The sequence below is a fragment of the Bradyrhizobium sp. 187 genome (assembly GCF_023101005.1).
GTDB lineage: Bacteria > Pseudomonadota > Alphaproteobacteria > Rhizobiales > Xanthobacteraceae > Bradyrhizobium > Bradyrhizobium canariense_D.
In genome coordinates, this window is record NZ_CP064693.1 from 6,848,682 (window position 1) to 6,861,365 (window position 12,684).

The following is a 12,684-nucleotide window of genomic DNA, read 5'->3' on the forward strand; positions in this document are numbered from 1 at the left end:
CGAATGCCAGGACGACGTTGAGGCCTATTCCTTCGCCACCACCGGCACCTGGCGGAATCTTGCGCGAACCGAGTCGGGCAGCGGCGAGAAATTCATCGCGACGCCGCGGCGGTCGTTGGCATTGCGGCTGGCGACCACCAGGCCGTCCGCGCCCGCGACGATGTCGCCCTTGCGCAAGGTGGGATCGTCGTCGACCTTGACCTGAGCGAGCCCGACCGGATCCTTGCCGTTGCAGGTACAGCCTGCGACAATCTCATTGCGATAGCGGAACGCGTTAGGCAGGTCGGAATAGGATTTCCCCTTATCCGTCGTCGCGTCGTCGATGTTGCCGCCATAGACCAGCGAGGTCTCCGAGGCCGGGCAGAAGCTCTTGCAGGATTGCGCCTTGCTCTCGGAATCGTTTCCCTGCGCCGGGAAATAACGTCCGTCGCAGCCGCGCACGCAATAGGCCGTGCCGCCACCGTAGGAGGCCCGCTGGCGCGGCGGGTCGTAGCGCGGCGTGTCATCGGTCTGGAAAGGCATGCGAATCTCGGGCGCCGGCCGTCCGCGGAAGCCGCCGAACAGCGCCGAGAAAAAGTCCTCCGCATGGGCGGATGGCGTCAGCGCGAGGCCGAAGGAGGCAATGGCGACGAACGCCGCCGCGCCCCCGGCGAGTTTGCCGATCGAACGTCTCTTCATGTGACCTCACTCGACCCTTAGTTCACGGCCGAATTCGAAATGTTCAGCGCCTGCCGGCCTGAGGGCAGCGCGGTCACGGCTGGGCGCTTGCGCACGGAATCACTGCCTTTCGCCATCAGCGGCGCGTTCTTCGGTAGCACGACCACCTTGGCGCCGACATTGACACGGCCGAACAGGTCGGTGACATCCTCATTGGTCATGCGGATGCAACCGGACGAAACGAACTTCCCGATCGTGGTGGGATCGTTGGTGCCATGGATGCGGTATTCGCTCGACCCGAGATACATCGCACGCGCGCCGAGCGGATTGCCGGGGCCACCAGCGACGAAGCGGGGCAGATAGGGTTGGCGCGCGATCATCTCAGCCGGCGGATGCCAGTCCGGCCACTCCGCCTTGCGGCTGACGCTCTGCACGCCCGACCAGGTGAAGCCCTCGCGGCCGACGCCGACGCCATAACGGATCGCGCGGCCCTGGCCGAGCACATAGTAAAGGTAAGTATTGTTGGTATCGATGACGATGGTGCCGGCCGGCTCGCTGCGGTCGAAGCTGACAATCTGCCTGCGCAGGCGATCTGGCAGCGCGGCATCCTCGTCGGGCGCTTGCGCGTTCTGACTTGCATAGCCTTGGTTCGCATAGCCCTGGTTCGCATAGCTTGGGCTCGCATAACCCTGCGAATAGCCCTGGTCCTGCGGGTAAGCCTGATCTTGCGGATAGGTGTAGCCCAGCGTCTGTGCGCTTGCGGCGCCGAACGGCACTGCCAGCAAAGCGGTTGCAAAGGCAAAAGCGGTGATGCGGCGCTGCGATAAGCGGCGTCGGACTGCAGAGAACTTCGTCATGTGCTGCCCCGTGTGGATGCCTGCATCAGGGTGATGCGCTGGTTTGTTCAACGCGGTCCAACCGCTACAAGTTCCGCGGCGGGATGCAGCAGCGACGTCAGAGTCAAGCGAGCGCTTCTTCGCGAAGCCGCGATGGAACCCGCAGGGCGCGAGGACGTTCTCCCCTGGTCATGGGCGCGAGGACTGAAGTCTCCGTGCCGGAGAGGTATTGTGCGCGTCCTTCCCAGTGAACGTATGACTCCCGGCAATGGCGAAGGCACTCCGCTTCCCGAGAGCCACGGCGAACTCCCGCCGGTGATCCGCCGCACCGAACTCGTCGCCTTCTCGCTCGCCGGACTGCTCCTCATCGCAATCGTCGCGGTGCTCTATGTCGGAAAGGCGTTCTTTTTGCCTGTCGTGATGGCGTTCGTCACCGGCACGATGCTCTCGCCGGCAGCGACCTTTCTGGAGTACCGGAAAGTGCCGCGCGGGCTTGCCGCCGTCTTGATCGTGTTCGCGGTGACCGCCGTGGTCGGCTTCATCGTCGCGCTGATCGCCTCGCCGGCGATGGAATGGAGCTCGCGCCTGCCCGAACTCGGCGCGCAGTTGAAAGACAAGGTCCACGTGTTCGACCGGCCGCTGGCGCTGTGGCGAGAGCTGCAGACGATGCTCGGCGGCTCGGAGGGATTGCCAAGCTTCCAGATGCCGAAATTCGAGTGGGTGCAGCCAACGATTGAATTCCTGTCACCGACCTTTACCGAATTCCTGCTGTTCTTCGTCACCCTGATCCTGTTCATCGCCAGCTGGCGCGACCTGCGACGGGCAATGATCATGACCTTCAGCGATCACGACGCACGGCTGCGCACGCTTCGCATCCTCAACGAGATCGAGGTCCATCTCGGCAACTACCTTTTGACTGTGACCCTGATCAACGTCGGCGTCGGCGTCGCCGCCGGAATCGTCTGCGCCCTCACCGGAATGCCCAATCCGGCTGGCCTCGGCGCGCTGGCGGCCACCCTCAATTTCATTCCGATCATCGGACCGGTGGCCATGTTCGCCATTCTGGTCGTGGTGGGGCTGGTCACCTTCCCGACCGTCAGCGGCGGCCTGATGGCGGCGCTCGCCTTTGGCGGCATCACCTTCCTGGAGGGACATTTCGTCACGCCGACCATCATCGGCCGGCGGCTGGCGCTCAATGCGCTCGCGGTGCTGCTGGCGCTGGCGTTCTGGACCTGGCTGTGGGGCCCGATGGGCGCGTTCCTGTCGTCGCCGCTGCTGATCGTCGCCCTGATCCTGAAGGAGCATCTGTTGCCTGAGGATTCGCCGCAGCTCCCGCAGGACTGACCGGTTTCCGTGAACGGAACTTACACCACGACGAAACGTTTCCCGGCTGTCTCAACCGTCAACAGCCCGGAGCCCCTGATGTCCACCACCAATGCCGAAGCCGGGATGAGAGACTGGACCGACAAAGCCACCAGAGAACGCCTCGAGAAGGATGTAGCAGCCGTGAAAAGCGATATCGCCGCCCTCACTGATCAGATCACCGACGCGCTCAATACTTTTGCCAACTCCTCCAGCAAGCAAGCCCGCCGCGGCTATAGCCAAGCGCGCGAAAACGTGGATTCCGCGATCGACGACATGTCGGAACGCGGCAGCGCGATGATGGGCGCGGCACAGGAGGCCTACGGCTCGATCGAGGAGACGCTGGAGGACGCGATCACGCAGCGGCCGCTCGCGACCGTCGGGCTTGCGCTCGGCATCGGCTTCCTGATCGGCGCGGTCTGGCGTCGCTGAGATCGCGAACGGGTATCGAGACGGTGGCGCAGCGGCGCCGCCGGTGCCGGCTTGTGGGGATCTGAGGAGCAAGACCATGTTTCAGCGCATCATCGACGGGATCAGCGCATCCACCGGCACCACTGTGCGGCTGACCTCGCTGGCAGCAGGCGCGGCGTTCGCACTCTTCATCACCACGTGCTTCCTGTGCGCGGCGGCATTCATTTCGGTGCTCAACAAATATGGTCCGGTGCAGGCCTGCCTCGCCGGTGCGGGCATTTTCTTTCTGCTGACCCTCACCGCGGCGGTGAGCTATTGGGTCTACAAACGGCAGCTGCGCAAGCAAGCTCATATCGCGGCCGAGCGCGCCACGAAATCGGCGGCCTCGAGCATGCTCGCGGACCCCATGCTGCTCGCCACCGGTCTCCAGATCGTTCGCGCCATCGGGATCAAGCGGCTGTTGCCGATCCTGGCGATCGGCGGCGTCGCCCTCGGACTCATGGCGAGCCGCGCCGGCGTACCCGACGAGGCCTCGGCTGAGCCTGCCGAGTAGCAGCTACCGGGTTAGAAAATTTCGTCACGGGTCCCGCGAACGCGCCTATCCAATCGGCACCGGCGGCCCCGCGCCAATTTCGCGCCGTTTGCCTGCGCCATCACGCAAACGCTACTCGGATAGGCAGGCGGTTGCCGCTAAAAGCAGCGCCCCTGATTCCAAAAGCCATTTTTTCGATGAAACCGTCCGTCCAGGCGAACCTCGCCGCATTTCAACACGACCCCCGGCTCTATTTGACGCTCGGTATCGCCAACTGGTCGGTTTTCGTCGACCACATCCCGAACAACGTCGTCAATTTGCTGACGCTGCGCAATTTCGGCTTCAGCGGCGCCGCAGACTTGTTCGTGTTCGTGGCCGGCTATGGCATGGCCATCATTCACGGCAAGATCGCCCTGGAGCGCGGCTACGTCGTCGCGGCGACGCGCATCTTCCAGCGCATGTGGCGGCTCTACGCCGCCTATGTCGTCCTGTTCGTGATCTACATCGACGCCATCGCCTATGTCGCCTCGCAATCGATGGCGCCCGAGATCATCAACGAATACAACATCTCGGGCATCATCGAGCATCCGCTGCGGATCCTGATACGCGGACTGGTGCTTCAGGAAGAGCCGCTGAACCTCGATCTTCTTCAGCTGATGGTCCCGCTGATGGCCCTCCTTCCACTCGCGCTGTGGGGGCTGTTGCGGCGTCCGAACCTGACGCTGGCGGCGTCGGTCGCGCTGTACGTTGCGGCGCGCTGGTTCGGCTGGAATTTCCGGGTTTATCCGGACCAGGAGTGGACCTTCAACCCGTTCTGCTGGCAGATGCTGATGGTGCTGGGCGGCTGGTTTGCCGTGACCGGCACGTCGGGCCGCGCGCTGCATGGCCTGTCCTGGCTGCGCGTGCTCGCAGGCGCCTATCTCGTATTCGCGATGGCAATCACGCTGATGCGACACTCGCCGACGCTAGCGGCCTATTTGCCGGATATCGCGCTCAACACCATCACGCCGACCGACAAGGAAGACCTCGCCCCCTATCGCGTGGTCCACTTCCTCGCGCTCGCTTTCCTCGCGACATATTTCGTCCCGGCCGATCATCCCGGCCTGCGACTGAAGCCGCTTCAGGCGGTGATCAGATGCGGCGAGGAATGGCTCGCGGTGTTCTGCGTCGGCGTGTTCCTGTCGTTTGCCGGCCATCTCATCCTGATCACCGGCGCCAATTTGGTGGTGATGCAGATTGCCGTGAGCCTGGCCGGCTTCGCGGCGATGGCCGCGGTCGCATATTACATCGCCTGGTCGAAGCGGCAGGACCTGCCCGCGGCCTTGCGGCAACAGGCCTAACCCGGCACCTTCCGATTCCCCTAGGCCGGCCATTACGGCTGGGCTATGCGGAGCGGCAGCGGATTGCATGGGGAGGCCGGGCGTGGTGATGGCGAATGGCGGGGATGAGGGAGCCGACGGCGCGCCCCGGCGCGGCCGGCCAAGGTCGATCGAGACCACCAACGCCATTCTCCAAAGCGCCTATGCGCTGATGGCCACTACCGGCCTTGCCGCCACCACCATTGACGCGATCGCGCGCCACTCCAGCGTCTCCAAGATGACGATCTACAAATGGTGGCCGTCGCGCGAAGCCTTGCTGATCGACGCCTTTCTTCACCATGCCGCGCAGATGCTGCCGCTGCCGCATGCAAGCTCGGGCAGCCCCGCCGCGCGCGCACGCCGCCATGCCGCCGCCTATGCCGAAGCCCTCCAGGGCGAGTTCGGCAAGGTCCAGCTCGCCGTCATCTCCGAATGCATCTCCAAGACCGGCTCGGCGGAGCTGTTCTACGCCCGCTACCTGCAATTCCGCCGCGACGCGCTGATCGAGATGATCGCCGCGGGCCAGAACGACGGCAGCATTCTGGCGGAAGCACCGCCCCAGGATCTCTACGACGCGATCTATGGCAGCCTGTTCTACCGCTACGTCTTCGGCATCGCGCCGATCACGCCGGCCTACGCGCGGACCCTGGTTGACCTCGTGCTGCGGCCGAAGAGCTAGCCTCGAATTACCGCGCAGGCCGGATCGGTGCTGACAGCTTGTCGGTGCGGTCGCGCTCGGTCATGTCCTCGACCGTCTCCATCGGCGCGGTCAGCTCGTAGACATAGGAGACATCGGTGAAATAGCGCTTGGCGGTGCCGCCGAGCGCCTCGGGCGCGACGCGGTCGAGCAGGATCAGGCCGAAGTCGGAATCGGGGCGGCGCGTCGCTTCGCTGGTGTTGAACTCCTCCCAGCGGAAATAGAAGACCTCGCCGGACCCCTCGTTCGTCACCGTCCAATTGGCAGTGATGTGCGGATGCTTGCCGACAAGCGACAGGCCCTCGTCGGAGTGCGAGGCGAGCTCGAAGAACAGCAGCGACAGACTCTGCGCCGCGCGCGCGCTGACTGCGATATCAGGACCGGTGACGGCAATGCGGTCGGCATGCGGGATGGCGCGCGCCTCGAACAGGCCCTTCAGCTTGACACCCTGCCACTGGCTCTCGCTGAGCAGCGAGACGACGTTGGACATGGCGTGGATGCGGCCGATCAGGAGCTCGCGCGCGACATCGATGTCGGAGCCATGGCGCAGCGTGCGGGTCACGATCGACTGGATCACCGCCAGGATGTTTTTGACCCGATGGTTGAGCTCGTCGATGACAGCCGTCAGCCGGCGCTCGAAGCCGATTCTGACCTGGATTTCCCGGCTGAGCCGCAAATTGTTGTAGGCGACATAGCCGAACAGGCCGCACACCATCGCGGTGATCGCAAGGCCGATCGCCGCCACGATGATCGCAGTCTGCTCGGCGCGGCGCGCCGAATTGGTCTTGGCGTAATAGCCGAGCTGCCAGTCGCGACCACCGAAGCTCACCGTGCGCGTCGCCGACGGCGCCGGCCCATCGGCCGCTGTCGGGCGGGCCGAGACCACGCCTTGATCGTTGGCGACCAACTCGCCACCCTCCCGGCGCGGATCCTTCAGCGCAACCGCGAACAACGACATGTCGTCGTTGGTCAGCATCAGGGAAGAGAGCTCATAGGAAAATGTGATGAAGCCCGCCGGCTCCGTCGCGCCCTCCGGGATGACGGGAGCCGCCACAATGATGCCGATCGACCCGTCGCCACGCAGGAGGGCAACCGGTTCTGAGGCAACCGACCTCTTCTCCACTCTGGCGCGCGCCAGCATGGCGCCGCGCACCTGATCCTGGTCGTAACTGCGGCCGGGCAGCCCCTTGGTCTCGTTGCTGCGCGGCTCGAGATCCATCAGCACATCGATCGGCTGGGTGACACCTGCCGGATCGATCGGCTTGTCCTCATAGCTGCGGATTCGCGGATTGGGGAAGCCGGCGCTCGCGATCGCGGCTTGTGCTGCGGCAAGCTCGTTCGGCTTCAGGCGGGCGACCCAGCCCGCCACCACGAAATCGGTCTTGAAGGCGTAGATGGCCGAGCGCAGCGGCTCGAGCATGTTGGGCTTGAGCACCGACGGCGCCCGGAACAGGCCGGAGGCAACCCGCGCGAGCAGTTCGCGCTCGGTGAGCCGGTCCTGGACCAGGCTCGCATGGACATCGATCGCGCGCGCCAGCGCGATCCGGTCCAGCGCCAGCTCCTGGTCGTGGACGCGATAAGCCGCAAGCCCGGAGAGCAAGGCCCCGAGAAGAGCAATGAAGCCGATGATGAAACCCAGCCGGACCACGCGACTACTCAGGCGAAAGCAGGAGGTCGGCAATAAATACGGAGCATATGGACGCCGCTCGAACGGGCACGTGCCGAAACAGGGTGAACCCCAATCGCCGAGATAATGAAGGAGGAGGCATCGGTACGCAACTTGGTCGCCTGAGAAGCTTAAATCGGCCCGCCGATGGTCCGGCCGAGTTGGATTTGCTCCGGGCACCGGAGGTAATCAATTGCCGTGACCGAAATTTGTTCCGCGGACACGGCTCTGCCCACGGTGTTAACGGGGGAAACGCCTGCGTTAGGTCGTCGCGCCGGTCAGCCGGCCCGTTTCAAGCCGCCTTTGGCCTCAATGAAGCCGATGATGCGGTCCAGCCCCTGGCTCTTTTTCAGGTTGGTCATGACGAACGGCCGCTCGCCGCGCATCCGCCTGGCGTCCGTCTCCATCTTTTCCAGGGAGGCGCCGACATGGGGCGCCAAGTCGATCTTGTTGATGACAAGGAGGTCGGACCGGGTGATGCCGGGGCCGCCCTTGGACGGGATCTTGTCGCCGGCCGCCACGTCGATGACGTAAATGGTGAGATCGGCGAGCTCCGGGGAAAAAGTGGCAGCGAGGTTATCACCGCCGGATTCGATCAGCACGAGATCGAGTCCGGGAAACTTGGCGCGCATATCCGCCACCGCGGCGAGATTCATCGAGGCGTCCTCGCGGATCGCGGTGTGCGGGCAGCCGCCGGTCTCGACCCCGGCAATGCGATCCGGCGTCAGCGAGCCCGAGCGTACCAGGAATTCCGCATCCCATTTGGTGTAGATGTCGTTGGTGATCGCGGCGATGTCGTAGCGCTCGCGCATGGTCTTGCAGAGCAGGTCCATCAGCGCAGTCTTGCCCGATCCGACCGGACCGCCGATGCCGACACGCAAGGGGCCGTGAGATGTAGCCATTGCTTTTTTTCCTATCGTCGTCCTGGCGAAAGCCAGGACCCGTTACCACTGAATCCGATTGTCACGGCACGCTGCAGCCACATCTGTGCATAACCACGCGCACCCGTGGTTATGGGTCCTGGCTTTCGCCAGGACGACAGTGAAAGCGACGAACCCGCTCAAGATCTGAACAGCCGCGTATATTGCGTCTCGTGCCGCACGCTGGCGAGGTCGGCGCGGAACGTCGCGCCGCCGACATCGTCCAATGTCGCATTCAGCGCACGATTCGCCGTCGCGGCAACCGCGGCTTCCAGCCTCACCAGCACGCGCTGGCTGTCGGTCTGGCCGAGCGGAATGAGCCGGCTGGCCGCGGAAATCCAGTTCGAGACCAGCGCATGCAGGAAGGCGTGCAGCGTCGGCGCCAGCGGCACGCCGTGCATCGCAGCGACCACGCCAACGGCAACGGGATAGACCAGTGGCGTACGGCATGCCGCAACCATCGCATCCAGCCCGTCTGCATCCCACGCGGCGCGGGCGATGTCGATGAAGGCACGGCCCTGCGATGTCGTCTCCAGCTGCCGCTCGCGCGACGGCACGAAGGCCGCGGCGAGCTCGGCGATATCGCCCAAGGTGTCGCCCTCGCCCGCTTCAGTGGCGCGATAGGCGTGGACCAGAAACGTCGCATCGCAGAAGCCAGAGCCATCGCGAAGCATCGCATCGAGCCAGTCCGCCAGCGACGCGGTGTCGTTGATGTCACCGGCTTCGACCGCCCATTCGATGCCGCTGGAGTAGGAAAAGCCCCCGACGGGAAACGCCGGCGACAGCCAGGTCATCAACCGGTACAGCGCCGCCGCCTCGCACTCCGCGAGGTCGCGGGCCGCGACCGGCTCATTTGTGGTCATGAGCATGCTTGTGGCCGTGGTGATGGTCCGGGTGATCGCAATGCTCGTCGTGGTGGTGATGGTGATCGTGACCGTCGCCATGTGCGGCATGATCATGATGGTGATCATGACCGTGATGATCATCGTGGCCGTGATCGTGATGCGCGTGGTCGTCGTGTCCATGCGCATGTCCGGCATCCGCATAGGCGCCGCCTTCGGGATCGAACGGCGCCTCGATCTCGATCACGCGCGCGCCGAGGCCCTTCACCATGGCTTCGATGACGTGGTCGCGGCGGATGCGCAGGCTCTTGGCCATGATCTGCGTCGGCAGATGGCGATTGCCGAGATGCCAGCCGACACGAATAAGGTGGTGCGGATCGTGGCCGCGGATCTCGAGCAGCGGCTCGGGCGCAGCGACCACCTCGACCAGCCGGCCGTCCTCCAACACCAGCGCATCGCCGCCGCGCAGCGCGACGGCATTCTCCAGGTCGAGCAGGAACTCGAGTCCCCGCGTCCCCGTCATTGCCATGCGGCGGCGGTGCCGATCGTCGAAATCGAGCACGACCGTATCCGCCGGCGCTTCCGCGAAGCGGTGTTGTCCCCTGACCTGCGTCGCCCGGATCATCCGCGTTTACCCCGTTACCGTGTCTCGACCTTCTCGGGCGTGATCACTTCGATCTTCGGCGGCGCCGTAAAACACTTCACCGCGACGCGGCCGAACGTCTTCATGTGCTCCATGGCGCGATGCGGCACCAGCGCCTCGGCATTCTCCCACTGCTCGACGAACACCATCTTGGCGGGATCGGTGACGCTCTCATGCAGATCATAGGCGATATTGCCGGGCTCTTTCCGCGTCTCCTTGATGCAGGCGGTGGCGGCTGCAATGAATTCGGCGCGCGTTTCAGGCTTGATGGTCAAGGTGGCGACGACGTAGATCACGAGAAATCCTCCCGGCTTTTCTTCTGGGCTTCAGATACCGGGCGGGACCTTAGACCAGGCGGGATCGAACGCAAAACCCGGAAAAGCCGCTCCCGGATATGCGACCAGGACATGGTCCTGGGACATGCGTTGAGGCGCTATTTCAGTACATGAAATATCGCTGCGCCATCGGCAGCACCTCGGCGGGGGCGCAGGTCAAAAGCTCGCCGTCGGCGCGGACCTCATAGGTCTCAGGATCGACCTCGATATTGGGCGTGGCGTCGTTGTGGATCATGCTTTTCTTCGAGATTTTTCCGCGGGTGTTCTGGACCGCATAGAGCTTCTTGTCGATGCCGAGCTTACGCGCGAGGCCGCCGGTGATGGCGGCCTTCGAGGTGAACACCACCGAGGACGCGGTGCGCGCCTTGCCGAAGGCGCCGAACATCGGCTGATAATGCACCGGCTGCGGGGTCGGGATCGAGGCGTTGGGATCGCCCATGGGAGCGGCGACGATCATGCCGCCCTTGACGACGCAATCCGGCTTGACGCCGAAGAAGGCCGGCGACCACAGCACGAGATCGGCGAGCTTGCCCTTCTCCACCGAGCCGATCAGCTTCGAAACGCCATGGGCGATCGCGGGATTGATCGTGTATTTGGCGATGTAGCGCTTGACGCGGAAATTGTCGTTGTCCTTGCCCTTGTCCTGCGGCAGCGAACCGCGCTGCTTCTTCATCTTGTCGGCGGTCTGCCAGGTCCGGATGATGACCTCGCCGAGGCGGCCCATGGCCTGGGAGTCCGAGGAGATCATCGAGAGCGCGCCGAGATCATGCAGGATGTCCTCGGCCGCGATGGTCTCCTTGCGAATGCGGCTTTCGGCGAACGCCAGGTCTTCCGCGATCGAGGGATCGAGGTGGTGGCACACCATCAGCATGTCCAGATGCTCGTCGATGGTGTTGCGCGTGAAGGGCCGCGTCGGGTTGGTCGAGGACGGCAGCACGTTCTTCAGCCCTGCGACCTTGATGATATCGGGGGCGTGACCGCCGCCGGCGCCCTCGGTGTGGAAGGCGTGGATGGTGCGGCCTTTGAACGCCTTGATCGTATCCTCGACGAAGCCGGATTCGTTGAGCGTGTCGGTGTGGATCATCACCTGGATGTCGTAGTCGTCGGCGACCGACAGGCAATTGTCGATCGCGGCAGGCGTGGTGCCCCAGTCTTCGTGCAGCTTCAGCGCACAGGCGCCGGCCTTGATCATCTCGACCAGCGCGGCGGGCCGCGAGGCGTTGCCCTTGCCGGAGACGCCGAGATTGACCGGGAATGCGTCGAACGATTGGATCATCCGCCCCATGTGCCACGGCCCCGGCGTGCAGGTGGTGGCGAACGTGCCGTGCGAGGGGCCGGTGCCGCCCCCTAGCATCGAGGTGACGCCCGACATCAGCGCGTGCTCGATCTGCTGCGGACAGATGAAATGGATGTGGCTGTCGAAGCCGCCCGCGGTGAGGATCTTGCCTTCACCCGCGATCACGTCCGTGCCGGGGCCGATGATGATGGTGACACCGGGCTGGATGTCGGGATTGCCGGCCTTGCCGATGCCGGCGATCATGCCGTCCTTGATCGCGACGTCGGCCTTCACGATGCCCCAGTGATCGACGATCAGCGCATTGGTGATGACTGTGTCGGCCGCGCCCTGCCTGTTGGTGACCTGCGACTGGCCCATGCCGTCGCGGATCACCTTGCCGCCGCCGAACTTCACTTCCTCGCCGTAGCTGGTGAAGTCCTTCTCGACCTCGATGATGAGATCCGTGTCGGCCAGCCGCACCTTGTCGCCGGTGGTCGGGCCGAACATGTCGGCATAGACGGAACGCTTTATTTTGACGGACATCACAAGCCCCGTTTGCGTTTGAATTCTGGATCGGTGCTCACAGAGAGGTTCTCGCTGTGAGCACCATGTCGTCGAAGGTCGTATCGAGCCAAGAGTTACCGCCGCGGCAACCAGCGACAACCTGTTCGGCCCAGTCGGTATAATCGACGAGATCGTCACGTTCCTCGGCCGTCGGATCCGAATGTACGCGCGCGCCGATATTGCTGATCTTGTCGGCGATCTTGATCAGCCTGGCGCCAGCCGATTTTTTCGGTGCGTCGAGCACCTGACGCCGCCGCCGCTCCGGCTTCGACAGGCTCATATCGTCGGTGCACTCGTCGACAAGCGACGCGACACGGTCGGAGAATTTTTGCGCGAGCTCCTCGCGCGTGGTGTCGGTGTCCTCGATCGCATCATGCAGCCAGCCGGCTGCAACCAGTTCGGCGTCGGCGCCGTCGGTCGCGGTCGCAAGCAGGTTCGCGACCTCGGCGAGGTGGTTGATGTAAGGCTCATGACCGCGGCCCTTGCGCGCCATGCCGTTGTGACGGCGCGCGGCGAGTTCGGCGGCTTCGGAGACGAGGCGGACAGGTGACAGCATGGCAAAGTCCTCCGTTGTCGCCTCAACCA

Annotated in this window: 14 protein-coding genes; 5 read left to right on the forward strand and 9 right to left on the reverse strand. The window is 64.3% G+C overall.

The window, feature by feature from the left end; all coding sequences use genetic code 11:
- Positions 1–24: 24 nt before the first annotated feature.
- Positions 25–678, reverse strand: coding sequence for a DUF2865 domain-containing protein (locus IVB19_RS33105; RefSeq protein WP_018454654.1), 654 nt, complete (start codon positions 676–678; stop codon positions 25–27).
- A gap of 17 nt (positions 679–695) precedes the next feature.
- The gene (locus tag IVB19_RS33110) at positions 696–1,514 is read right to left on the reverse strand and encodes a L,D-transpeptidase (protein ID WP_204513289.1); all 819 of its coding nucleotides are present in this window, start codon (positions 1,512–1,514) and stop codon (positions 696–698) included.
- A 210-nt stretch (positions 1,515–1,724) separates the two neighbouring features.
- On the opposite strand from IVB19_RS33110, the gene IVB19_RS33115 reads away from it, so the two are divergent.
- The 5 genes from IVB19_RS33115 (at position 1,725) to IVB19_RS33135 (ending at position 5,835) form a co-directional block, all read left to right on the forward strand.
- Positions 1,725–2,837 (forward strand): AI-2E family transporter, encoded by a 1,113-nt coding sequence (locus IVB19_RS33115; protein WP_026232782.1) that lies wholly within the window; start codon positions 1,725–1,727, stop codon positions 2,835–2,837.
- A gap of 78 nt (positions 2,838–2,915) precedes the next feature.
- The gene (locus IVB19_RS33120; protein ID WP_026232783.1) at positions 2,916–3,287 is read left to right on the forward strand and encodes an ElaB/YgaM/YqjD family protein; all 372 of its coding nucleotides are present in this window, start codon (positions 2,916–2,918) and stop codon (positions 3,285–3,287) included.
- 76 nt (positions 3,288–3,363) lie between these two features.
- A complete protein-coding gene (locus tag IVB19_RS33125) occupies positions 3,364–3,819 on the forward strand; it encodes a hypothetical protein (protein ID WP_018454658.1) in 456 nt (151 codons plus the stop codon).
- Between the two features lie 176 nt (positions 3,820–3,995).
- Positions 3,996–5,138: an OpgC domain-containing protein gene (locus IVB19_RS33130; protein WP_247820772.1), complete on the forward strand. Its 1,143-nt coding sequence runs from the start codon at positions 3,996–3,998 to the stop codon at positions 5,136–5,138.
- Positions 5,139–5,205: 67 nt separating this feature from the next.
- On the forward strand, positions 5,206–5,835 hold the full coding sequence (locus IVB19_RS33135) for a TetR/AcrR family transcriptional regulator (RefSeq protein ID WP_026232784.1): 630 nt from the start codon (positions 5,206–5,208) through the stop codon (positions 5,833–5,835).
- A gap of 7 nt (positions 5,836–5,842) precedes the next feature.
- Here IVB19_RS33135 and IVB19_RS33140 read toward each other — a convergent pair whose 3' ends face one another.
- The 7 genes from IVB19_RS33140 to IVB19_RS33170 form a co-directional block, all read right to left on the reverse strand.
- Positions 5,843–7,501: a CHASE domain-containing protein gene (locus tag IVB19_RS33140; protein WP_018454661.1), complete on the reverse strand. Its 1,659-nt coding sequence runs from the start codon at positions 7,499–7,501 to the stop codon at positions 5,843–5,845.
- Between the two features lie 296 nt (positions 7,502–7,797).
- A complete protein-coding gene (gene ureG, locus IVB19_RS33145) occupies positions 7,798–8,421 on the reverse strand; it encodes an urease accessory protein UreG (protein WP_026232785.1) in 624 nt (207 codons plus the stop codon).
- Positions 8,422–8,579: 158 nt separating this feature from the next.
- On the reverse strand, positions 8,580–9,308 hold the full coding sequence (locus IVB19_RS33150) for an urease accessory protein UreF (RefSeq protein WP_018454663.1): 729 nt from the start codon (positions 9,306–9,308) through the stop codon (positions 8,580–8,582).
- A complete protein-coding gene (locus IVB19_RS33155; protein WP_018454664.1) occupies positions 9,289–9,906 on the reverse strand; it encodes an urease accessory protein UreE in 618 nt (205 codons plus the stop codon). Before IVB19_RS33155 ends, IVB19_RS33150 begins: the two co-directional genes overlap by 20 nt.
- A gap of 14 nt (positions 9,907–9,920) precedes the next feature.
- Positions 9,921–10,220: a putative quinol monooxygenase gene (locus IVB19_RS33160; protein WP_007599815.1), complete on the reverse strand. Its 300-nt coding sequence runs from the start codon at positions 10,218–10,220 to the stop codon at positions 9,921–9,923.
- A gap of 142 nt (positions 10,221–10,362) precedes the next feature.
- Positions 10,363–12,078, reverse strand: coding sequence for an urease subunit alpha (ureC, locus tag IVB19_RS33165; protein ID WP_018454665.1), 1,716 nt, complete (start codon positions 12,076–12,078; stop codon positions 10,363–10,365).
- A 37-nt stretch (positions 12,079–12,115) separates the two neighbouring features.
- Entirely contained in the window at positions 12,116–12,655 is a 540-nt protein-coding gene (locus tag IVB19_RS33170; RefSeq protein ID WP_026232787.1) for an HD domain-containing protein, read from the reverse strand.
- Between the last annotated feature and the right edge of the window lie 29 nt (positions 12,656–12,684).